General features: G+C 63.5%; 19 protein-coding genes. 7 read left to right on the forward strand and 12 right to left on the reverse strand.

The window, feature by feature from the left end; all coding sequences use genetic code 11:
- The first annotated feature begins 158 nt into the window (after positions 1-158).
- The 3 genes from PI990_RS21125 to PI990_RS21135 all read left to right on the forward strand — a co-directional run bounded on the left by PI990_RS21125 (position 159) and on the right by PI990_RS21135 (position 2,376).
- Positions 159-914 (forward strand): MlaA family lipoprotein, encoded by a 756-nt coding sequence (locus tag PI990_RS21125; protein WP_442969348.1) that lies wholly within the window; start codon positions 159-161, stop codon positions 912-914.
- Between the two features lie 3 nt (positions 915-917).
- Entirely contained in the window at positions 918-1,163 is a 246-nt protein-coding gene (locus PI990_RS21130) for a hypothetical protein (RefSeq protein WP_271658364.1), read from the forward strand.
- 256 nt (positions 1,164-1,419) lie between these two features.
- Positions 1,420-2,376: an NAD(P)H-dependent flavin oxidoreductase gene (locus PI990_RS21135; protein ID WP_271658365.1), complete on the forward strand. Its 957-nt coding sequence runs from the start codon at positions 1,420-1,422 to the stop codon at positions 2,374-2,376.
- A gap of 204 nt (positions 2,377-2,580) precedes the next feature.
- Here the strand turns inward: PI990_RS21135 and PI990_RS21140 are convergent, their stop codons facing one another.
- From PI990_RS21140 to PI990_RS21190, 11 genes are all read right to left on the reverse strand, one after another.
- Positions 2,581-3,777, reverse strand: coding sequence for a type II toxin-antitoxin system HipA family toxin (locus PI990_RS21140; RefSeq protein WP_271658366.1), 1,197 nt, complete (start codon positions 3,775-3,777; stop codon positions 2,581-2,583).
- A complete protein-coding gene (locus PI990_RS21145; RefSeq protein WP_184488060.1) occupies positions 3,777-4,028 on the reverse strand; it encodes a helix-turn-helix transcriptional regulator in 252 nt (83 codons plus the stop codon). The genes PI990_RS21140 and PI990_RS21145 overlap by 1 nt, the downstream gene beginning before the upstream one ends.
- 242 nt (positions 4,029-4,270) lie before the next feature.
- Positions 4,271-5,098 carry a phytanoyl-CoA dioxygenase family protein gene (locus PI990_RS21150; protein WP_271658367.1) on the reverse strand — a complete coding sequence of 276 codons (828 nt, stop codon included), beginning with the start codon at positions 5,096-5,098 and terminating at the stop codon, positions 4,271-4,273.
- Complete coding sequence (locus tag PI990_RS21155) at positions 5,095-6,510, reverse strand: amino acid permease (RefSeq protein ID WP_271658368.1); 1,416 nt, start codon at positions 6,508-6,510, stop codon at positions 5,095-5,097. Before PI990_RS21155 ends, PI990_RS21150 begins: the two co-directional genes overlap by 4 nt.
- 37 nt (positions 6,511-6,547) lie before the next feature.
- Complete coding sequence (locus PI990_RS21160) at positions 6,548-7,519, reverse strand: PDR/VanB family oxidoreductase (protein WP_271658369.1); 972 nt, start codon at positions 7,517-7,519, stop codon at positions 6,548-6,550.
- Between the two features lie 57 nt (positions 7,520-7,576).
- Positions 7,577-8,698, reverse strand: a complete 1,122-nt coding sequence (locus PI990_RS21165) for an aromatic ring-hydroxylating oxygenase subunit alpha (RefSeq protein WP_271658370.1) — start codon at positions 8,696-8,698, stop codon at positions 7,577-7,579.
- A 122-nt stretch (positions 8,699-8,820) separates the two neighbouring features.
- On the reverse strand, positions 8,821-10,419 hold the full coding sequence (locus PI990_RS21170) for a BCCT family transporter (RefSeq protein WP_021219990.1): 1,599 nt from the start codon (positions 10,417-10,419) through the stop codon (positions 8,821-8,823).
- A 97-nt stretch (positions 10,420-10,516) separates the two neighbouring features.
- Entirely contained in the window at positions 10,517-11,989 is a 1,473-nt protein-coding gene (locus PI990_RS21175) for an aldehyde dehydrogenase family protein (protein WP_271658371.1), read from the reverse strand.
- A gap of 240 nt (positions 11,990-12,229) precedes the next feature.
- Entirely contained in the window at positions 12,230-13,561 is a 1,332-nt protein-coding gene (locus tag PI990_RS21180; protein ID WP_271658372.1) for an MFS transporter, read from the reverse strand.
- A 115-nt stretch (positions 13,562-13,676) separates the two neighbouring features.
- Positions 13,677-13,844, reverse strand: a complete 168-nt coding sequence (locus tag PI990_RS21185) for a YhfG family protein (protein WP_271658373.1) — start codon at positions 13,842-13,844, stop codon at positions 13,677-13,679.
- Positions 13,845-13,930: 86 nt separating this feature from the next.
- On the reverse strand, positions 13,931-14,770 hold the full coding sequence (locus PI990_RS21190; RefSeq protein ID WP_271658374.1) for a LuxR C-terminal-related transcriptional regulator: 840 nt from the start codon (positions 14,768-14,770) through the stop codon (positions 13,931-13,933).
- 101 nt (positions 14,771-14,871) lie between these two features.
- On the opposite strand from PI990_RS21190, the gene PI990_RS21195 reads away from it, so the two are divergent.
- Positions 14,872-15,678, forward strand: coding sequence for an XRE family transcriptional regulator (locus PI990_RS21195; protein WP_271658375.1), 807 nt, complete (start codon positions 14,872-14,874; stop codon positions 15,676-15,678).
- Positions 15,679-15,721: 43 nt separating this feature from the next.
- Here the strand turns inward: PI990_RS21195 and PI990_RS21200 are convergent, their stop codons facing one another.
- Positions 15,722-16,804 (reverse strand): endonuclease NucS domain-containing protein, encoded by a 1,083-nt coding sequence (locus tag PI990_RS21200; protein ID WP_271658376.1) that lies wholly within the window; start codon positions 16,802-16,804, stop codon positions 15,722-15,724.
- A gap of 380 nt (positions 16,805-17,184) precedes the next feature.
- On the opposite strand from PI990_RS21200, the gene hsdR reads away from it, so the two are divergent.
- The 3 genes from hsdR to PI990_RS21215 all read left to right on the forward strand — a co-directional run bounded on the left by hsdR (position 17,185) and on the right by PI990_RS21215 (position 23,415).
- Complete coding sequence (hsdR, locus tag PI990_RS21205; RefSeq protein ID WP_271658377.1) at positions 17,185-19,554, forward strand: EcoAI/FtnUII family type I restriction enzme subunit R; 2,370 nt, start codon at positions 17,185-17,187, stop codon at positions 19,552-19,554.
- An 88-nt stretch (positions 19,555-19,642) separates the two neighbouring features.
- A complete protein-coding gene (locus tag PI990_RS21210; RefSeq protein ID WP_271658378.1) occupies positions 19,643-21,112 on the forward strand; it encodes a type I restriction-modification system subunit M in 1,470 nt (489 codons plus the stop codon).
- Positions 21,109-23,415, forward strand: coding sequence for a restriction endonuclease subunit S (locus PI990_RS21215; protein ID WP_271658379.1), 2,307 nt, complete (start codon positions 21,109-21,111; stop codon positions 23,413-23,415). The genes PI990_RS21210 and PI990_RS21215 overlap by 4 nt, the downstream gene beginning before the upstream one ends.
- Positions 23,416-23,472 lie beyond the last annotated feature (57 nt).

The raw sequence follows: 23,472 nt of genomic DNA on the forward strand, positions 1-23,472 counted from the left end.
ACCATTTGCGCCGGGCGGTCATATATTTCAATCGGGCAACAATCCTTCAGCGCCGGCATCAACGGGACATCTTCCAGCAAAGCCGCCAGGCCATCCTCGCCGTCATTCATTGGGAGGTAGGCGGTATGTCGGTGATGCAGAAAAGATTCGAAAACGGGATGCGTATCGGGGTGCTGTGCGGCTGCCTGTTGCCGCTGGTGGGGTGCAGCAGCCAGGTGACCACCCTGGGTGACTGCGCGGCGCTGGCCCCAGGTGTGAGCGACCCTGCCGAGGGGCTGAACCGCAAGGTGTTCGGCTTCAACCGGGTGGTCGACGATTACGCCCTGGCCCCCGTGGCGCGGGGCTATGCACGGTTGCCGGAGCCGGTGCGCGATGGCGTGCACAACTTCGCCGCCAACTTCGCCGAGCCCAAGGTGCTGGTGAACGACCTGCTGCAGGGCAACGGCCAGCGGGCGATGAACACCCTGGGCCGCTTCACCTTCAACACCATTCTCGGCGTCGGCGGGCTGTTCGACACCGCCGGGCGCATGGGCCTGCCGCACCACGAAGCGGACTTCGGCCAGACCTTCGGCGTCTGGGGCATCGGCAACGGCCCCACCGTCGAGTGGCCGCTGCTGGGCTCGGCCAACAGCCGCGACAGCGTGGGCCGCGTGGCGAACTTCATGTTCTCGCCCTTCGGCAGCGGCAACAGCGACACGGTGGATGCCATCGACACCGCGCAATCGGTCGGCGATACGGTGGACCAACGCGCCACCGCCCTGCCCCTCACCGACCAGCTGGAGCAACACCCCGACTATTACGCCGCCCTGCGCGAGTACATCGCCGAGCAGCGCGCCCAGTTGGTGGCCGAGGGCCGGGCGGGCCAGGTGGACAGCAGCCGCCTGTGGCTGGGCTGCAAGACGCAGGCGGAGTAACCCATGAACGACCCGCGCCAGGTCCCTCTGATGCTGCGCCAGGACATCGAGCGCAACGCCGACGAACTGCAGTACCGCGAGCAGGGCCTGAGCCTGTCGGAAGACGGCCTGGCGCTGGTGCTCAGCTACTACTTCGAGAACTACCGCCCCGGCTATGACGTGCGGGTGGTGTGCAGCTACCAGGTGCCGCTGGCGGAGTTCACCCGCTGGATGATCGACAGCGGCCGGCTGCAGTTGTATCGCCCCTGAAGAGGCCAGGCGGCCATTGCACTCCGGCCAACTCGGGTGGCCTTAATGCCGAACCGTGAAGCGGTGCTTGACCGGGAGGGGCGCGCCACCACACCGTGCAAGAAAAGTTGCCGAGCGAAGGTCAGGCAAGGCGGAATTGGCCGAAGAAGCGCAGTTTACGTTTTGTAAATGAGCATTCTGAGGCCGATTTCAACGCAGCATCGCCGATGCGCAGGCACTTTTCATACTTCTCATTAACGGACCTGATGGAGTTCACATGTCCCGGCTCCCCGCCCCGCTGGATCGCTTGCCCTTCCCCGTCATCGGCTCGCCGCTGTTCATCATCAGCAACCCGAAACTCGTGATCGAACAGTGCAAGGCCGGCGTGGTCGGCTCCATGCCGGCGCTCAACGCGCGCCCCGCCTCGCTGCTGGAGGACTGGCTGGCGGAGATCACCGAGACGCTCGACGCCTACAACCGCGCGAACCCCGACAACCCGGCGGCGCCCTTCTCGATCAACCAGATCGTGCACAAGAGCAACGACCGCCTGGAACACGACATGGAGCTGTGCGTTAAGTACAAGGTGCCCATCGTCATCACCTCCCTGGGCGCCCGTGAAGACATCTACGCCGCCGCCCACTCCTATGGCGGCTTGGTGCTGCACGACGTGATCAACAACGGCTTCGCCCACAAGGCGGTGGACAAGGGCGCCGACGGCCTGATCGCCGTGGCCACCGGCGCCGGTGGCCATGCCGGGGTGAAGAGCCCGTTCGCGCTGATCCAGGAAATCCGCCAGTGGTTCGACGGCCCCCTGGCCCTCTCCGGTTCCATCGCCACCGGCGGCGCCATCCTCGCCGCCCAGGCCATGGGTGCCGACTTCGCCTACATCGGCTCGGCCTTCATCGCCTGCGAGGAAGCCAACGCCAGCGAGAACTACAAGCGCGCCATCGTCGAGTGCTCGTCCGATGACATCGTCTACAGCAACCTCTTCACCGGGGTGCACGGCAACTACCTCAAGCCCTCGATCGTGGCCGCCGGGCTGGACCCGGACAACCTCGCCGACAGCGACCCGAGCAAGATGAATTTCGGCGGCGGCGACGCCAAGGCCTGGAAGGACATCTGGGGCTGCGGCCAGGGCATCGCCCCGATCGGCAAGGTGCAGAAGGCCGGGGAATACATCGCCCAGCTCAAGCGCGAATACGCCGAAGCCAAGGCGCGTCTGGCGTCGGTCTGACCCCCACCCGCTCCCCGTAGCCCGGACTTCAGTCCGGGAGATCCCCCGCGCTGAAGCACGGGCTACGTTCCTATCGAAACGTCGATGCAAGGCTCAACCTCGGGCGTTGGACCTCGTGCCTAGATCCAATCGACTCCACCTTCACTTCAGCCCCTCCGCCAGAGCGCAGAGACAACCGGTACCTCATCGCTGCGCCGGCGCAATCTAGCCGAAGGTTTGCATGTACGGCCCAGCACTCAGGCGGATGGCGGCAGCCACGTTCGGCGCTCGCTCGCACAGATCGGTCGAACGCGCCAACACACGCTCCAACGCTTCCAGTTGCCCACGAATGACCTCTTCCGGCCGAGCTACGTCGCACGCACCGGCGAACTCGAGCAACCCCTGTCTGGAGGCGAACAGGGACTTGTTACCGACCAGATCCAGCGCCAATACATCCTCTGGAATGTAGGCCGTGGTATTGACGATGTCGTAGGCCGGCGCCAGCCGTGCATCACGCTGCGTAGGGTCGGAATACAGCAGTCCGAAGTTCTTGAGGTGGGCATCACCATTTCCGACGATGCAGCTCAAGCTGACCATCGCGAACAACTGCGCCAGCGAACCCTGCACCTGCTCCGGCGAGCAGAACAGACGGATGGCCTTGGCGATGGCCGAGTAGCTCTTGCTGTACTTCTGCTCTGCAGCCAGGCCCATCAACGCGGCCATGTCTTCGAAGCCGATGGGCTCCAGTTGCTCGTCCCGATCGAAACGGCGCATGACGAACAGCCGGGTGTTATCGGACAGGTAGAACTCCGGCACCGCAATCCCCGCCTCTCTGGCCACGGACATGCAAAGGAACTCGTTGATTGCCAGCCCAGGAAACTCGTCACGACCGCTCTTGATGATCAGTTCGGAGGTTTTCGACGTGAACCGCTGTGAAGCAGCGTCCGACTGCTCTGGAACCAGCACCTTCGGCTGCACGCCCGAGATCCCGGCGCGCAAAATGTAACGGTCCACCAAGCTGGCAAAAATATCCTCCGTACCATCCCAAGCGAGGATTTCCTCCAGCCTTTCGCCCGGGAACTGCTGTCGCCGCAAGAGCGCATCGACCTCATCCGAGCTGACGGCCACCCGCCCGATAGGTGAGCTGCTGCCAGAAAGCGCCAGCAGCAACATGGGATCGACACGCACCATCTTGGCCAGGCGATTGCGCAATTGTTCCAGGACATAGCCTTCCGGCAGGTTCATCTGGAAGATCGGGTGCAGTTCTCGGTGGCGGTATTCATCCACACGCACAGGCATGAGCAGGCTGATCGACGCCTGCGCCCTGGCCTCTTCGTGGTAGCGAAACAGATAGTCCCCGTTGGAGCTGAGAACCCTTCCGCTCTCGCCCTCTGGCGTTGCCACCCGCAGCACGGCCGTCATCAGTCGAACACTCCCTGGATCTCGTCCAGCGTCGGCATGGCCGCAGGTATCAGCGCGAACTCACAGTCCATGGCTCCCAGCGCTCGCGCATAGGCCACCATGCCAACCGACAAGTCGCCTCTCTCGATAGCGATGACCTTCTGCCGGGTGATGCCTGCCAGCCCAGCCAGCCTGGCCTGTGTGAGCCCGCGATTGAGGCGGCACTGCCGGATCTTCTCGCCCAGGCGTGCCGTGATAAGGGAATGATCCATGTTCTACATACGTAACAACCAATACTGAATGTAACGTATACCTAACTTATAGAAAGATCAAAGCGAACCAACACCTCCCGATCAAGCACCGATAAAGGCGTCATTCAGGCGACCCAACTGCTGCCGTCAGACCGAGCGCTGCTCGTGCTGTCCCGACATCCCCAGGACTACCCCACTGCGACGCTCAACCCCGCGCGTTGGGCGTTGGGCCCCGTACCTCGGCCCAACCTACGCCCTCCCTTTCACTCCCTCGGCCAGAGCTGCGGGAACAAGCGGTGCTCCATCGGTGCGCCGGCGGGCAGTTCGTCCGCCAGGCCGGGGAATTCCGGGGAGGTTTTCCAGGGCCGGGGCGCGTGGACCATGTCGTCACCGAGAAAGCGCAGGGAGTAGGCGCGGCGCCGGCGCTCACCGCCTACGCCGCCGGAGGCGTGGAGGGTGAGCATGTGGAAGAACACCGCGTCGCCCGGCTCCAGCGCCCAGCCGAGGATGGGCCAGCGGGCGCGATCCGCCTCGATATCGGGCAGGTCGGCCAGGGTGCCTTCGGGGAACCAGCGGGCCTGGTTGTCGAGGAAGGTGCGCGGCATGAGCCAGGGCCACAGGTGGGAGCCGGCGACGAACTCCAGGGTGGCGTCCCGGGCCACCGGGTCGACGGGCATCCACATGCTGCAGTTCTGCCGGCCCTCGACGTTGTAGTAGGGCTGGTCCTGGTGCCAGGGGGTGCGTTGCCGGGTGTTGGGTTCCTTGACCAGCAGGTGGTCGTGGTAGAGGCGCGCGCTGCCGCCGCCCATCAGCTGCGCGGCCACGGAGCCGACACGGCTTTCGAATATGAAGCGGCGGTACTCGTCGAATTCCCGCCAGTTGCAGAAGTCCTCGAAGAACCAGCCGGGGTCGTCTTCGCGGCTGGCGACCTTGGCGCGCTCGCTGGGGGTGGCGAGGTTGCGCTCGATGCCCAGCTGCAGCAGCTCCACTTCCTCCGGGGTGAACAACTGGCGCACGCAGATGGCGCCGTCGCGGTGGAAGTCGTCGATCAGCGTGCGGGGCAGTTCGAACTCATAGGGATGCGAGGTCATGCGGGCTCTCCTTGGCGGCGCGGCGTTGCCGGCGTGGCGGGTGCAGGCCGGGCGTCACCACCCGGCCGGCCCCAGAGACGGTAGGCGATGCTGAGCAGCACCAGCCAGGCGGCACCGATGTAAAGGGCGGTGCGGGTGTCGGGGAACAACGCCAGCACCACGAAAATGAACAGCATGAAGGCGATGGTGAAGTATTGCCCCCAGGGCCAGAACGGCACCGGGAAGCCGAGGGCGGCTACCTCCTCCCGCCCCAGGCCACGGCGCATGGCGACCTGGGAGAGCAGGATCATCAACCAGACCCAGACCACGGAAAAGGTCACCAGGGAGGCGAACAGCAGGAACAGTTCGTTGGGCAGCAGGTAGTTGAGCAGCACGCCCAGCAACAGCGCGAGGGTCATCATCAGCACCGTCATCCAGGGCACGCCGGCGGCCGAGAGCTTGCCGAAAGAGGCCGGCGCCTGGCCGTTGCCGGCCATGCCATAGAGCATGCGCCCGGTGCTGAAGATGTCGCTGTTGATGGCGGAGATGGCCGCCGAGATCACCACCAGGTTGAGGATGCTGGCGGCCGAGTCGATGCCCAGCCCGCTGAATATCTGCACGAAGGGGCTGCCCTCGCTGCCGATACGCGACCAGGGCCAGATGGCCATGAGCACCAGCAGGGTGAGCACGTAGAACAGCAGGATGCGCAGCGGCACCGTGTTGATGGCCTTGGGGATCATCCGCTGCGGGTTCTGCGCCTCGCCGGCGGTGAGGCCGATCACCTCGATGCCGCCGAAGGCGAAGATGACGATGGTGAAGGACGCCACCATCCCCTCCAGCCCATTGGGGAAGAAGCCGCCATGGGCCCAGAGGTTGGCGAAGCCCGCCACACTTTCGGCGCCGCCCAGCGGGATGCCGGCGACCAGCACCGCCAGCCCGGCGAGGATCATCGCCACGATGGCCACCACCTTGAGCAGCGAGAGCCAGAACTCCAGTTCGCCGAACACCCGCACGCTGCACAGGTTGATGGCGGCGATGACCAGGACGATGCCCAGCACCCAGAGCCAGCGCGGCGTCTCCGGAAACCACAGGCCCATGTAGATGCCGAAGGCGGTCACGTCGGCGAGGCACACCATCAACATCGAGAAGGCGTAGGTCCAGCCGGTGAGAAAGCCCCAATAGCGCCCCAGGTAGCGGCTGGCGTAGTGGCCGAAGGAGCCGGCCACCGGCGTGCGCACCGCCATCTCGCCCAGGGCGCGCATCATCAGGTACACCGCCGCGCCGGCGATGAGGTAGGCCAGCAGCACCGAGGGCCCGGCGCGCTGGATGGCCGCCGCCGAGCCGTAGAACAGCCCGGTGCCGATGGCAGAACCCAGGGCCATGAAGCGGATATGCCGGGCGTTGAGCCCCCGGCGCAAGGTAGCTAGTTCCATTGCGTCGTCTCTCTTGTTGTTATCGCCAGAAGCGGCGTTAAAGATCCAGCACCAGGCGCTCGCCCAGGGCCCGTGAGACGCACAGCATCAGTGTGCGCTGGGCGGCTTTTTCGTCGTCGCTGAGGTACTGGTCGAGGTGCAGGGCCTCGCCTTCGAGGATGCGGGTTTCGCAACTGCCGCAGATGCCGGCGCGGCAGAGGCTTTCCACTGGCGCGGCGCGGGCTCGCTGGATGGTGGTAAGGATGCTGGTGCCCGCCTCCACGCGCAGCTCGCGACCCGATCTGGCCAGCACCAGGGTGAAGGCATGGCCGACTTGAGGGGCTGCGCTGAAGCGCTCCCAGTGCAGGCGTGCCTCGGCGATGCCGGCGGCACGGGCGGTGGCCAGGGTGGCATCGATCAGTGCCGGCGGGCCGCAGACGTAAAGGTGATCGCGCGCCTGCAACTGCGCCACCAGCGCGGGCAGGTCCAGGCGCTTGCCTTCGTGGCCGGGGTAGAGGTGGACGCGCCCGCCGTGGCGGGCCTCGGCCAGCTCGTCGAGAAAGGCACCGCGTTCGGTATTGCGGAAGGCGTAGTGCAGCTCGTAGTCGGCGACCCGGGCGTGCAGTTCGTGCAGGTGAGCGAGAAAGGGGGTGATGCCGATGCCGCCGGCGATCAACAGGTGCCTGCCTGCTTCCGCGTGCAGGGCGAACAGGTTGTTGGGCGGGCTGATCCACAACCGGCTGCCAACCTGCACCCGCTGGTGCATGAAGGCCGAGCCGCCGTTGCCCTGCACTTCCAGCTGCACGCCGATGCGGTAGTGCTGGTGCTCGGCCGGGGCACCCAACAGGGAATAGGCATTGCTGTAGCGCTGCCCCGCCTCGCCTTCCATGTGCACGTTGATGTGGCTGCCGCCAGTGAAGGCCGGCAGCGGCCTGCCATCGTCACGGGCGAGGGTGAAGCGCTTCACCAACGGGGTGATGCTGGTGATATCGGTCACCCGCACGTCCATCCGCTCCAGATCCTGAGTCATCTGCCACCTCCTGCCAGTCGAGGCGGCGCCGGCACACCGGGCCGGCGCCGCACGCCATCAACGCCCCTGGTGCGCCTGGGCGATCAGGTTGTGGAAGTGGGCGATGCCGTGCTCGCTCTCCCCGCTGCGCTGGCGGTCGGTCATGATCCGCCCCTGCCCCCGGTAGCCCCGGGAGCGCAGCCCCTTTTGCACGCTCTCCACCAGGCGCAGGTCTTCCGGGCGGAACACGTCGCGGTACCACTCGATCAGCGCTCGCTGTGCGGCGGTGAGCTCCTTGTTGAGGAAGTAGATCTCGTACTGCTGCAGGGTGATTTCGGCACTCACCGGCAACTCGTAGATCACCGTCATGAAGTCCGCACCCGGCGGCACATTGAACATGGTGCAGGGCCAGGCCCAGAAGCCGGCGAAGGATGGGTCCTGCACTGATTCGTCGAACGTGAAGGACTGCTCCGAGGGCTTGGCCACGCCGTATTGCAGCGTCCAGTTGCCGTGCAGGCTGTGGGTGTAGCGGTTGACGTCCACCGAGTCGGAGAAGCCCGGATGCGCCGGGCCGCAGTGGTAGCACTCCATGTAGTTGTCGACGATGGATTTCCAGTTGGCCTCCGTCTCGGTGATGAAGCGGGCGGCCAGGTGCAACTCGTCGATCACCGGGCAGGCATCGCGCAGGGCGGCTTCGAAGCCGGGCAGCTGCTCCTCCACCGGGGCGGCATCCATGTCCATGTTGATGAAGATGAAGCCGGCATGCTCCTGCACCCGTAACGGCACCAGGCTGGAGGCGGTTTTGTCGAACGCCTTCACGTCGGCGCAGTTGCGCGCATGGGCCAGCTCGCCGTCGAGGCGGAAGGCCCAGGCGTGGTAGGGGCAGGTGATGACGTTCTTCGCCATGCCGCTGCCCTGCAGCAACTGGTGCCCGCGATGGGGGCAGACGTTGTAGAAGGCGCGCAGCACCGCGTCCCGCCCGCGCACGATGATGATGCTCTCGCCTATCAGCTCGCGGGTAACGTAGGCGTTGTTCTCGGCCAACTCGCTGCGGTGCCCCACGCAGACCCAGCTGCGGGCGAGGATGGCCTCCTTCTCGTACTCGAAGACCGCCTGGTGTGTGTAGTAGCTGGCGGGCAGGGTGTGGGCGACCTCGGGGTCGGCGCAGAAGTCGGCAGGCAGTCTCTGGATGCTGTTCATCATCGGTACTCCTCTGTGGCGCATGGCCGGGCGCGGCCCGGGCGTATGCAGCTTCTCGTGGGTATTGCGATCGGGGGAATGCAGCAAACCAGGCCCGCCCCCGATTCGGGTCATGGCGTTGATCAGGGTGCAGGGGCGATGGCGGCGGCCTCGCCGGCCTTGTCGTCACCGGCTTGCGCCAGGCGACGGGATTCCTCGGCAATGCGCTGGGCCGGCACCTGGCCGTAATCCTCCAGCAGCCAGCGGAACAGCCCCCAGATCATCACCAGCAGGATCAGCGTGAAGGGAATGGCGGTGAGCACCACCGCCGTCTTCATGGTGGGCAGGGAGGCCTTGGCGAAGAGCATCGCCAGCGGGATCAGCGTCAGCATCACGCACCAGAACAGGCGGTGCGTGGGCGCCGGGTCCTGCCCCTCGCGCAGGTTGCGGGTGCTGGTGGCGGCCACGGCGTAGGCGACGGCGTCCATGTGCGAAGCGCAGAACACCGCCATGAGGAACAGGTAAGCCGCGAGGAACAGCTTGCCCAGGGGCAGCGCATTGAGCAACCGCTCCACCGCCGCCTCGCCGCCCTGGCTGGCGAGGATGCCCGGCACATCGATGGCACCACTGACGAACTGGTGGACGCTGTAGCTGCCCAGCACGCCGAAGAAGAACCAGCAGCCGGCGGTGCCGCCGAGCACCAGCGCGGCGATCACCTCGCGCACCGTGCGCCCACGGGAAACGCGGGTGACGAACATCGCCACCCCCGGCGCGTAGGACACCCACCAGAGCCAATAGAACACCGTCCAGTTGCGGGTGAAGGCGCCCTCGCCCGCCGGGTCGGTGAACAGGCTCATGCGCACGAAGTTCTGCAGGGTGATGCCGAAGGCGTTGGCGGTGTTGTCGAGGATGAAGCGCGTGGGCCCCATCACCAGCAACAGGCAGGCGAAGCCCAGTACGCCGAAGCCCACCATCTGCGCCAGGCGCTGCATGCCGCCATCGATACCGACGTAGGAGCTGAGGGAGAACACCAACGCCACCAGGCCGATGACCAGCACCTGGGTGATGAAGGTGTCGGGGATGCCGGTGAGGCTGGCCAGGCCCCGCGTCAGCGTGGCGGCGGTGACCGCGAGCGGCACGGTCAGGGCGCCGAACATGGTGAGCAGGAACACCAGGTCCACCAGCCGGCCCACCGGCCCCTGGGCGCGGAAGCCGGTCACCGCCTCGACGATGGACGCCAGCCCCAGGCCGCTGCGCTTGCGCACGTGGAAGTGGTAGGCCAGCGCCAGGGATGACAGCGCATACACCGCCCAGGCGCTGATGCCCCAGTGGAAGAACGTGAAGCTGACGCTGTGCTCCAGCGCCTGCGTGGAACCGGGCGTCAGGTTCAGGCCCGGCGTCTGGTAGTAGTAGGCCCACTCCATCACGCCCCAGTAGAGGGTCGAGGAGCCCAGCCCCGCGCAGATGAACATGAATACCCAGGTGGTGTTGCCGAACTCCGGGCGGCCGGCGCCCAGGCGGATGTGCCCGTACTTGCTGAAGGCCAGGTAGAGCACCGCCACCCCGCACGCGAAGACGAACAGCTGCACCAGGGTGCCGAAGGTGCGGGTGGATGACTCGAAGAGGCGGTTGGCGAAGGCCTCGGACTCCAGCGGGAAAAGCGCCAGCCCGGCCACGGTGATGGAGACGGCGATCAGGCTCGCGGTGGTGAGAAAGAAATCCTTGCGGGTGTTCTCGGTCATGCATGCCTCCCGGTTGTGTCGAGCCGAACTCGACGCACAGGTTGTTGTTGTTCTCTGGCAAGGGCCGGTGCGGCCTGGGCGGCACCGGGCCGGCGCGCTAGCGTTGGTACCACCCCCAGGGCGCGTCGGCCTGGTACTGCGTGACCTGTTTCACCTCCAGGTAGTTATCGAGCCCCCAGGTGCCCAGCTCGCGGCCGAGGCCGCTGAGGCGGGTGCCGCCCCAGGGCGCCTGGACGAAGGTGGGTTGCGAGCAGTTGACCCAGACCACACCCACCCGCAGTTGCCCGGCAATGCGGTCGGCGCGGTCGAGGTCGCTGCTCATCACCGCGGCGGCGAGGCCGTAGAGGCTGTCGTTGGCCATCTCCAGCGCCTGCTCGTCGGTCTTGAAGCGCTTGACGCTGAGCACCGGCCCGAACAGTTCGTGGCGCCAGAGCGGGCTGCCCGTGTGGGGCTCGTCGAAGATGGTGGGCTCGATGAAATAGCCAGACAGCAACCCTGGTGGGCGCCGGCCGCCGGTGAGCAGGCGCGCGTCCTGCTTGCCCTGGGCGATGATGTCCATCACCTGGCTGTAGCGTGAAGCGCTGACCAGCGGGCCCATCTGCACACCCGGCTCGGTGCCCGGGCCGATGCAGATATCCCGGGTCGCCTCCACCAGCCGCTCCAGCAAGCGGTCGGCGATGCCTTCCTGCACCAGCAGGCGCGAGGTGGCGCTGCTGACCTGGCCCTGGTTCCAGAAGATGCCGTACAGCGCCCATTCCACGGCGGCGTCGAGGTCGGCGTCATCGAAGACGATGAGGGAGGATTTGCCGCCCAGTTCCAGCGTCAGCCGCTTGATGTCCGCCGCTGCGCCGCCCATGAGCTTGGCGCCGGTGACCAGCCGGCCGGAGAAGGCCAGCTTGTCCACCTCCGGGTGCAGGGCCAGGGCTTGCCCCGCCTCGCCGCCCAGGCCCGGCACAATGTTCAGCACGCCTGGCGGCAGGCCCACCGCATGGGCGGTGTGGCCCAGCTCCAGGGCGGTGAGCGAGGTGAGCTCCGAGGGCTTGAGCACGCAGGTGGCGCCCGCCGCCAGGGCCGGGGCGACCTTCCAGGCGGCCATCAGCAACGGGAAGTTCCAGGGGGTGATCAGCCCGGCCACGCCCACCGGTTCGTGGCGCAGACGGCAGCTGAAGCGCGGGTCGCCCAGTTCCAGCGGCTGGTCCTGGCGTTCGTCCAGCTCGCGGGCCAGCCCGGCGTAATAGCGGAAGCAGGCGATGGCATCGGCCACATCGCGCTCGGCCTCGGCCAGCGGCTTGCCGTTGTCGAGCACCTCCAGCAGCGCCAGCTCCTCGGCACGGTGCTCCAGGTCATTGGCCATCGCCTCCAGGAAGCCGGCCCGCTCGCTGCCCCGGGTACGCCCCCAGTCGCCTTCGAAGGCGCAGCGCGCGGCGGTCACCGCCTTGTCCACCTCCTTGGGGCTGGCGGCCGCCAGGAGCTGGATCTTCATCTCGGTAGCAGGGTTGATGCTGCTGAAGCGGTTGCGATGGGTCGGCGCGACCCAGCAGCCATCGATGTACAGCGTTGCTGCAGTCATGGTGATTCCTTCACGCATTACCAGCCTGGGCCCGGTAGCTGGCAGCCGCCCGGCCCCCCTATGGCACGCCATCGCCCCGCCTCGGCGGGTGGCAACGCACCGGAAGCCACGCTAGCAAGCCGCTGGCGGGCGACTTAACCGGCAGGGGGTAGATTTGCGCTGGCGGCGCAGTGGGCGAACTCGCACCGGTAATGGAAAAAAGCGGCCGGCGCCAACAAGCACACGCCGACCGCCCGGGAACTAGCCCTCGGCCACGGCCAGGTGCTCGACGCGGCGCAGGCCCATCACCAGCAGGGCCAGGCTGGCCAGCAGCATGGGCGTGGCGATCCACAGGAAGAAGCCATCCAGGCTGCCCGCCACCGCGAACAGCCAGGCGCCGAGCATGGAGCCGACGATGGAACCGGCGCGCCCCGCCGAAAGCGCCCAGCTCACCCCCGTGGCCCGCGCATGGATGGGATACAGGGTGGCGGCGACGATGCTGAGGTTGGCCAGCAAGCCGCTGAGGCCGAAGCCGGCGATGAACACCATCGCCAGCAACGGCGAGCCGCTGCCCAGCTGGGTGCCGATCAGCGCCAGGGCCAGCGCCGAGAACGCCGCCTGCAACGGCAGAACCCAACGCGGCCCGATGCGGTCCAGCACCAGCGCCATGGCGATGCTGCCGAGCACTCCGCCCATGGGAATCATCGAGGCGATATACGCCGACTCGCTCGCTCCGTAGCCGCTGGAACGGAGGATGGTGGGCAGCCAGTTGGTCAGGAGGTAGAAGACGAAGAGCCCGCAGAAGAAGGTCAGCCACAGCATCAGCGTGCGCAGCACCCGTTCCCGCTGGAACAGGACGGACACCGGCGAGCGCGGCTGCTCGGGCAGGTCCCCCACCAGGATCACGCCGCGCCAGCTGTCCCTGCCGCCGATGGCGGTGACCAGGCGCAGCAACGCCTTGCGGTGGCGCTTGCGGCCCACCAGGAAGTACAGCGATTCCGGCAGCCAGCGCATCAGCACCGGCAGCAGCACCAGCGGCGCCAGGCCACCGAGGGCGAGCATGCCCTGCCAGCCCAGGCTCGGCATCAGCCAGGCCGCCACGCTGCCGCCCATGGCCAGGCCGAGCACGAAGCCCGAATAGCTCAGGGTGGCCAGCAGCACGCGGCGCCGCTTGGGCGCGTACTCCGACGACAAGGTGATGCAGTTGGGCAGCACCCCGCCCAGGCCGATGCCGGTGACGAAGCGCAGCACCACCAGCTCACCCATCCAGGTGGCGAGCGCCGCCATCAGCGTGCCCAGGGCGAACACCAGGATGCCGCCCAGCAGCACCCGCTTGCGCCCGAAGCGATCCGCCAGCGGCCCGCAGGCCATGGCCCCCACCATCATCCCGAACAGCCCTGCCCCGAAGGCCGGCGCCAGCTCGCTGCGGTCGATGCCCCACTGGGTGATCAGCTCCGGCGCCACGTAGCCGATCACGGCGGTGTCGAAACCATCCAGCAGCATGATGAGGAAACACAGAAGCAGCACCCGCACCTGCAACCAGGAAAGGGGGCTGTCGTCGATGATGTCGGCGATACGCACGGACCTAGGCATAGAGGCTTCTCCCCGAAGCGATGCCCGGAATGGGCAAGGCCACGCTAGCAATGGGAAGAAAAACGGCGCTATGGCGCGGGCGGTAGAGAGGGGCAGGCGGGGGTGTAGGACGCGGTCAGACCTCGGAGCGGTAGGCACTCAGCACGGACTCACGGGAAGGCAGCTTGCGCTCGCCATCGGCAGGTGAGGTATCGAAACCCGCCAGGCGCAGGCTGGCCGCGTAATTGGACTGGCGCGCCTTGGCGTAGTAGGCCCTTTTGGCTCGCAGACACGGCGTTGGCATCGAGAAACCTCCTTTCAGCAACCGGCTGATTCTGGCGGATTGCCTCTCCGCCCCCCATCGACGGGGGCGGTCATCACGTACTGCAATCACCCTTCGACGCGCTGCTGAGCACGGTTGCGGCGCTGCGGCCGGCTGAACATCCCCGCCCCCATCAGCTCGCGCACGAACAACCCGAAAAACTCCGCCTGGCTGCCGATCTCCAGCTTGTCGTACAGGTTGCGCCGGTGGACCTTCACCGTGCCGCGGGTGATGCGCAGCTGGTCGGCAATCTGCTGGCTGGAATACCCCTGCAGCAACAGCTGGGCGATCTTGTGCTCGCGCCGCGTCAGCAACTCCTCGCCGAAGCTGCTGAACACCGTGCGTACATGGGTGGTGGGCAGCACGGCATCCGCCGCCGGCTCGCCACGCGCCTCCCAGGCCAGGCGCACCACCTGCGCCACCACCGGTTGCGCAGTCCGCAGCAGGCGCATCTCCTCCTCCGTGAACGCCGCCCCGCCCTCCCCGCGCATCAACGACAGCACCGCCCGGCAATGCAAGGCCGGCGTGGTGAAGTAGCCCAGCTCCTCGCTCAGCCCCAGGCGGTGGTAATAGGCCTGGAAGTAGTGGTTGCAGCGGAAGCTGTCCGGCGACAGGGCGCGCATGCTGTAGAGCCCGTCCGGCTCACCGAACAGGCAACCGAGGAAGAACGGATCGAGTATGTGCACGCCGCTGCGGTAGTCATTGACGAAGGTGGTGCGCAGCTCGGCGGGAAAGGTGTGGAACAGCGGCAGGGGCGCGTGGCTGCCTTCATAGAGGAACAGCGCGAAGTGATCGACCGGGGCGATGCGTTGCAGCCAGTGGGTCAGGGCCTGGAGTTGGGGTTGGCCTGGGGGTTGGGCCAGGACGGCTGTTATTTCGTGGGCCCACTCAGCGAGATGCACGCTCATACAATCGAGCTCCCTCTCAATACACAGGAAGCTAAAAATACAATCAAAGTTGTGAAATAAACACAATCTTGATTGCTGTGCGCTCTTGTAGATTGCGCCGCATGAAAATTACCGACCGTTTAGACGTACTCGTGCAGGCACGGAAGCCGGATATCGATATACGGCGGATAAAAAGGGATATTGCTGACGCGTGTGGCCTCTCGTACGAAGCGGTACGCAGGTGGTACAGCGGCAACACCGAAAACCTGCGCAATGACAACCTCATCGCCATTGCCAGGAAGTACGACACCACCATCGACTGGTTGCTGACCGGCACAGGCGCCCCGCCACGCAGAGACAGCGCTTCGGTGAATATCCAGACCTGGATAGCCACCGCGCAGGCCAGATTCAGCAAGCTCGAAACGCCCATCACGGCAGACGCCATTCAAGCCGTGCTGGAAGAGTTGAAAGGGGCCTCCAGCCAGCAAACCGACGCTGTTGGCTGTAAAGAGATTTCAGTCCCCTACTACAACTTCGATCAGTCGCCCTCCAGCGCTCCAAGGCCGGTTGATTACAGTGAGACCATTAGCAGCCTGACGCTCAATGAAGCCTTCCTGCAGGAAAGGGCTGCGGCGTACTCGAATGCAGAGCAACTGGCCATTGTCATCCTCTGGGACAACAGCATGGCCGACACCCTCAACGACCGTGACGCCGTCATCGTCGACTGCGGCGTGAGCACCTTCAACGGGGATGGCCTCTACCTGATCAACTGGGCCGGCCACCTGTTCATCCGCCGCCTGCAATTGGCGGGGCAAGACCAGCTCGAACTCATTGCGGACAACCCGACCCACAACCCGCGCACGGTGCCGATGGCGGATGTGGAGGTGCGTGGGCGGGTGTTGGTGGGGTTTGCGATTAGGAAGTTCTGATACTCCCCCTTCGCCAAGCAGGCTTTGTACGGCCGACTACCCGTCAAGTAACGTGAAAGCGCTCCTTCAAACGCTCAATGGTCCATCGCCATTTTGGCGTAGTTGGCCGGCAAACAGTGTTCTGGTTGCCGAACAAACCCACCTCTTTCACGGCCTCACTCTGCGGAACGGTGTGAGTCCAGGTTACAGGCACGAAGTACTCGCAACGTTCCAGATCATTGACGACATCTCGGTGGTAGTTAGCCTCCGTCACCACGTCCAGTATTGGCGTCTCTCGCCCTTCATGCAGGACCTGAAAATCCGCAGCGGGTGTGGCAACACCGCTAACCAGCCCTACCCCGACGTAGCCCTGCTGAGGAATGTTCACCCAGACTCGATCACCAGGGGCAAGCATTCTGAGGCTGTTGCTATACCAGGCTCCGCCCCCACCGCTGATGAAGCCGAACTGCACCGCCTCCCGCCATGACCGATTGCGCGAATCACCAAAGGAACAATAGTGCTCGCCATTCCAGGGCTCGCTGGGAGTACCCGGTTTACCTACTACAGAGGTTTGCGGAGTCTCTGCCGGATCGAGCAGCCAAGCACGGCTAATCAGTTGCTGCTCCCCGCATTGGAAAACCTGGAAGCACAGAACGTTGATAGCGATATCACGCTCGCTCAAGTAAGCGACGATTCGTTCACTGCTGGCATCCAGCTCAGCAGCAACGATCACAATTTGATGGCTTTGATTAAGCGAGTCGCTTTCCAAGGGCACACCAAAGCGCACGAAGAAATCGACCGCCAGATCACCAGCCGGACAAAAGCGCTTGTAGATGGCGGCGATGTCTTCCGCTTCCAGCCGCTCGACCCAAGCGGCGTAATCCAGCGCCTGAGCCACGACCTCTCGGGGCGTTCGATCACGTTTGAGTTCGATAAGCACCAGCGAAGCGTCAGGCGCCAGGGCAAGCAGATCAATACGCCCGCCATGGCCCGTGTTCTCCTGGCGGCCGATCAGCATCCAATCTTCGGAGAGCAACGCGGGCGCGGTGACAATCATGTCTTCCAACAGCTGTTCGCTGGCCAATTGCGCGCCTTTCAGGGGCTCGGGCTGAGCGCCAACGGTCCATATTTGGGTTTTGATTGGCATCCTTTCCTCGTGCGTAGCTGTGTGGGTCAAACGGGGCAGATAACGTACGCGAGCCACTGTGGATCAGCTTGTCGAACACCGTGGTAATGAAGAGCAAACGATGTTTCTTCTCGACAAGGTCTTTGGCCATCACGCGTGAGTGAGGCGAAGCTTACAGAGCTAAGCGTGTTCATGCCCATGGATGATGCAGTTCGGCTACTCAAAAGACTGCGCAGAGGAACGGCCAGTAATGAAGCTCACCGCAGGCTTTGGATCTGCCATCTTCGCTCACTTTTCCCCGCTCCCATACAACCCTAAACAGGGTACATTTACGCTCCATCAAGCACGATCAGCAGTGCGGAAGTAGAGAGGCCAGTCCGGCTTGAAAAGGAATTTGGGGTATGGACAAGAAATCGCTTTCTGAACGCGACATCTGCAGCAAGTACATCGCACCAGCCATTCAGAAAGCAGGCTGGGACATGCACAAGCAAGTGCTCGAAGAGTTTGGCTTTACCAAAGGCCGCATCATCGTGCGGGGCAAACTGCATAGTCGTGGCGAGCACAAACGCGCCGACTACATTCTCAGCTACCAGAAGAACCTGCCCATCGCCGTAATCGAAGCCAAGGACAACAAGCACTCTGTTGGCTCCGGTATGCAGCAAGCCTTGGATTATGCCGAGGCGCTCGATGTGCCCTTTGTGTTCTCCAGTAATGGCGATGGCTTTCTGTTCCATGACCGCAGCGGCACTGGCAGCCAGGTCGAAACCGAACTCAGCCTCGACCAATTCCCCAGCCCGAAGGAGCTCTGGCAGCGTTACTGCCAATGGAAAGGGTTGGACGACCAAGCCCAGCACAAGGTCGCCGCGCCCTACTACGACGATGGCTCCGGGCGCATGCCACGTTACTACCAGATGAACGCCATCAACCGCACGGTCGAAGCGGTCGCGCGTGGGCAGGACAGGGTTCTACTGGTCATGGCCACCGGCACCGGCAAGACCTACACGGCATTCCAGATCATCTGGCGGCTGTGGAAGTCGAAACAGAAGAAACGCATCCTCTTCCTCGCAGACCGCAATATCCTCGTCGACCAGACCAAGAACAACGACTTCAAGCCCTTCGGCCAGGCGATGACCAAGATCGCCAAACGGCAGATCGAGAAGTCCTACGAGATCTACCTCTCGCTGTACCAGGCCGTCACCGGTGCCGAAGAAGAGAAGAACATCTACAAGCAGTTCTCTCCGGATTTCTTCGACCTGGTGGTGATCGACGAATGCCACCGGGGCAGCGCCGCGGAGGACTCCGCCTGGCGCGAGATTCTGGAGTACTTCTCCGGCGCCACCCACATCGGCCTGACCGCCACGCCCAAAGAGACCCGAGAGGTTTCCAGCATCACCTACTTCGGTGAGCCGGTTTACAGCTACACCCTGAAACAGGGCATCGAAGATGGCTTCCTCGCGCCCTACAAGGTGGTGCGCATCGACTTCGACAAGGACCTGCAAGGCTGGCGTCCGCCCAAGGGTATGGTCGACAAGAATGGCGAGCTGATTGAAGACCGTATCTACAACCTCAAGGACATGGACCGTAACCTGGTCATTGAGACGCGCACCCAACTGGTGGCACAGAAGGTCACCGAGTTCCTCAAGGCTACTGACCCGTTCCAGAAGACCATCGTCTTCTGCGACGACATCGACCATGCCGAGCGCATGCGCCAGGCCCTGGTCAACCTCAACCCTGAGCGCGCGGCCGAGAACCGCAAGTACGTCATGCGCATCACCGGCGATGACCAGGAAGGCAAGGCCGAGCTGGATAACTTCATCAACCCGGAAGCGCGCTACCCGGTCATCGCCACCACCAGCAAGCTGATGACGACCGGCGTCGATGCCCAGACCTGCAAGCTGATCGTGCTCGACCAGCACATTAGGTCCATGACCGAGTTCAAGCAGATCATCGGTCGCGGCACCCGCATCAATGAGGACTACGGCAAGTACTGGTTCACCATCATGGACTTCAAAAAGGCCACCGAACTGTTCGCCGACCCGGCCTTCGATGGCGATCCGGTTGTAATTTACGAACCGGGGCCAGACGAGCCACCTGTACCGCCCGAGGAGCCTGAGGGTGGCGACGCCGAGCAGCCGGGCAGCGAAGAAGACGGCCCCACTACTGCAGGGCCTGGAGAAGGTGGTGGTGGCCAAAGCCCACACATCAAATATGTCGTAGCAGGAGTCCCGGTCTACGTCATCGCCGAGCGTGTGCAGTACTACGGACCCGACGGCAAGCTCATCACCGAATCCCTGCGCGACTACACCCGCGCCTGCGTGAAGAAGCAGTTCGCCTCGCTGGACGATTTCCTGCGCCGCTGGACGGACGCCGAGCAGAAGAAGGCCATCATCGACGAACTCGCCGCCAAGGGCGTGATGTGGGAGGCACTGGCAGAAGAAGTCGAAGCCAAGCGCGGCCAGCCCCTCGACCCGTTCGACCTGATCTGCCACGTCGCCTTCGACCAACCTGCCCTGTCGCGTCGCGAGCGCGCCGAGCAGGTGAAAAAGCGCAACTACTTCGCCAAGTATTCCGGCGCAGCCCGCCAGGTGCTGGAAGCACTGCTGGATAAATACGCCGACACTGGCATCGAGCATATCGAGGACATCAAAATCCTCCAGCTCGACCCGTTCATCCAGATTGGCGCACCCATCGAGTTGGTGAAAGCCTTTGGCGGCAAGGCCGGCTACAACAAGGCCATCCATGAGCTGGAAGACGAGCTCTACGCAAGCTAAGAGCTAAGTACCGACGGCATGCCAGAGCAGCCGCCCACACTATCCGGTAGAATTTCGCCCCCCTTGCGGTACGCGTTGAGAGAACTTCATGTCCATTAGCTCCACCATCAAATCCATCCAGGACATCATGCGCAAAGACGTTGGCGTCGACGGCGACGCCCAGCGCATCGGCCAATTGGTCTGGCTGCTGTTCCTCAAGATCTTCGATGACCGCGAGCTGGAATGGGAGCTGTTGGACGACAACTATCGCTCACCCATCCCAGACAGCTGCCGCTGGCGCACCTGGGCGGCCGACCCGGAGGGCATCACCGGGGATGAGCTGAAGCACTTCATCGATAACAACCTGTTCCCGCAGCTGCAGAACCTCCACGAATACAGCACCACCCCAGCCGCCTTCGTGGTGCGGGGCGTGTTCGAGGACGCCTACAACTACATGAAGTCCGGCCAGCTCATCCGCCAGGTGATCAACAAGATCCAGGAGGGCGTGGACTTCAACAAGGCGCAGGAACGCCACGCCTTCGGCGACATGTACGAGCAACTGCTGCGCGACCTGCAGAACGCCGGCAACGCGGGTGAGTTCTACACCCCGCGCCCGGTCACCGAGTTCATGGTGCGCATGGTCGACCCCAAGCTGCACGAGAAGGTCATGGACCCGGCCTGCGGCACCGGCGGCTTCCTCACCTGCTCCATCGAGCACAAGCGCGGCCGCTACGTGAAAACCGCCGATGACGAGCGCGCCCTGCAGGCCAGCATCTTCGGCGTGGAGAAGAAGCCACTGCCGCACCTGCTGGCCACCACCAATATGATCCTCCACGGCATCGAGGTGCCCAGCCAGATCAAGCACGACAACACCCTGGGCCGCCCCTTGATCAGTTGGGGGCCGAGTGAGCGGGTCGATTGCATCGTCGCCAACCCGCCGTTCGGCGGCATGGAGGAAGACGGCATCGAAACCAACTTCCCCACCACCTTCCGCACCCGGGAAACCGCCGACCTGTTCCTGGTGCTGATCATGCACCTGCTCAAGGACGGTGGCCGTGCCGCCGTGGTGCTACCGGACGGCTTCCTGTTCGGCGAAGGCATCAAGAGCCGCATCAAGGAAAAGCTGCTGACCGAGTGCAACCTGCACACCATCGTTCGCCTGCCCAATGGCGTGTTCAACCCCTACACAGGCATCAAGACCAACCTGCTGTTCTTCACCAAGGGCACTCCGACCAAAGAGGTGTGGTTCTACGAGCACCAGTACCCGGCCGGCTACAAGAGCTACTCCAAGACCAAGCCCATGCGCATCGAGGAGTTCGCCGTCGAGGAAACCTGGTGGGGCCGCGAGGCCGACGGCTTCGCCGCGCGGGTGGAGAACGAATTCGCCTGGAAGGTCAGCTTCGACAACCTCAAAGCACGTAACTGGAACCTCGACTGCAAGAACCCCCATGTGGGCGAGCAGATCAGCCACGACCCGGACGAGCTGCTGCGCAACTACGCCACGCTGCAAAGCGAAATCAGCGACCTGCGCGCCCAGCTCAAGGCTGTATTGGCCGAAGCCTTGGAGCGCCAGGTATGACGGCGCTGCTCACCGATAACCTGCCGCTACTGGCCGGCGCGCCCAATGGCATCAAGAAGCTGCGTGAGCTGATTCTGGAACTGGCGGTACGCGGCAAACTGGTGCCGCAAGATCCGAATGATGAGCCAGCCAATGAGTTGCTCAAGCGCATTGCCGAGGAAAAGGCACGGTTGGTGGCGGAGGGCAAGATCAAGAAGCAGAAGCCGCTGGCGGGGATTGAAGAGGAAGAGAAGCCATTCGAACTACCCAGTGGTTGGGTATGGAGGCGGTTTGGAGAGGTTTTCTCTCTTGAATACGGAGATAACCTGCCAGCTGACAAGAGATCAAATACTGGCGAATACCCTGTATATGGATCAAATGGTGTTGTCGGCACTCACAGCAATTGCTTTGTGGACTCACCATGTATTGTTGTTGGCCGGAAGGGATCAGCGGGTGCACTGAATCTTTGTCTTTCCACAGGCTGCTGCGTTACAGATGTCGCTTACTACTGCATCCCACCATCTGCTTTTTCACTTGATTATGCATTCAAGCTATTTCACACCCTTGGCCTGGACTCTCTAGGGAAGGGGATCAAGCCTGGGTTGAATCGTAATGAAGCATACGAGCTAGTTGTAGCTGTTCCTCCGTTAGCCGAACAACACCGCATCGTCGCCAAAGTCGATGAGCTGATGGCCCTGTGCGACCGGCTGGAAGCCCGGCAGGCCGATGCAGGAAGCGCCCACACCCAACTGGTGCAGGCGCTGCTCGACAGCCTGACCCTGGCCACCGATGCCGCCGACTTCGCCGCTAGCTGGCAGCGCCTGGCCGAACACTTCCACACCCTGTTCGCCACCGAATCCAGCATCGACGCCCTCAAGCAAACCCTCCTGCAACTGGCGGTGATGGGCAAACTGGTACCGCAAGATTCCAACGATGAGCCAGCCTGTGCGCTTGTAGAGCGAATTCAAACCGAGAAGCAGCGCTATCTGGCTGAATCGAAGGCCCGCAAACAGAAGAATCTCGTTAGTGACTCCCGCCCGGAACCGCCTTTCGAAATTCCTGACAGCTGGGAGTGGCAAACCATTGATGATGTTCTGCATGTGACTGGTGGCGTCACCCTTGGGCGAAAACTTGGCGGCCGCAAGCTGCTATCCAAGCCATATCTCCGCGTGGCGAATGTCCAGCGTGGACGCTTGGAACTAGAGCACATCAAAGAGGTCGAGATACCTGAAGACGAAGTCGAAAAATATCTACTTCAGAACGGTGATCTGCTAATCACCGAAGGTGGCGACTGGGACAAGGTTGGGCGTACAGCAATCTGGCGCGATGAACTGCCTGAATGCCTTCATCAAAATCATGTGTTTCGGGCACGTGCAGTAACTTCAGATTGGGAGCCACGCTGGGCTGAGATGTACTTGAACTCTACCCCTGCAAGAGAGTATTTCGCTCGTTCGTCAAAGCAGACTACAAATCTTGCCTCTATCAACATGACCCAACTTCGGGCATGTGCTTTCCCTTTGCCGCCCTTCGCCGAACAACACCGCATTGTCGCCAAAGTCGACCAGCTAGTAGCTCTCTGCGACCTACTAAAAACCCGCCTAACTCAAGCCCGCCAACTTAACGAACAGCTGGCCAGCACCCTGGTCGAACGCGCCCTAGCCAAAGATGACCAACCGGCTCGCGCTAGCACGGATCAAAAAGCCGCACGCACCCTGCTCGCCGCTGAAATCACTCACCAACTACATGGCCAACGCACCTTCGGCCAGCGCAAGCTGCAGAAAGTTATCTACCTGGCCGAGCATGCGGCAAGGCTCGCCGCTGTGCAGGGTAACTACTTACGCGATGCAGCCGGCCCCCATGATCGCCAACTGATGAATCAGGTCGAGAACGAGCTATGCAACCGCCAATGGTACAAGTGCATCGACCGTGAAACCTTTGGCCATGCGTACCGCCCGCTTTCCCAGGCCGGGGAGCATAGGCAGGCGTATGACAGCACCTGGTCGACCGCCGAGCGGGCCACCATTGAGCGAGTGGTCGACTTGATGCGGGACTGGGATACGGATCGCTGCGAAATGACCGTGACCCTTTATGCCGCCTGGAACGACTTCATCATTGAAGGCCGCCCAGTTACCGATGACGCCATCGTGAATGAAGTTCTGCACCACTGGAACGACGCCAAACTGCGCTTCAGCAAAAACGATTGGCTGGCGGTACTCACAGAGATGAAGAAAAACAGCCTTCTGACGCCAAGCGGCTTTGGTCGCCGCACTGTCGGCGGTACACCTACCCTGCCTGGATTCGAATACTCCAGCACCACCAGCTAGGTAATGCTGGATTTAAGTCCAACGAAAAGCATTCCGCCCCCAGGTAGAACAGTTCTA

This window comes from Pseudomonas sp. TUM22785, from assembly GCF_028198105.1.
Classification (GTDB): Bacteria; Pseudomonadota; Gammaproteobacteria; order Pseudomonadales; family Pseudomonadaceae; genus Metapseudomonas; species Metapseudomonas solani.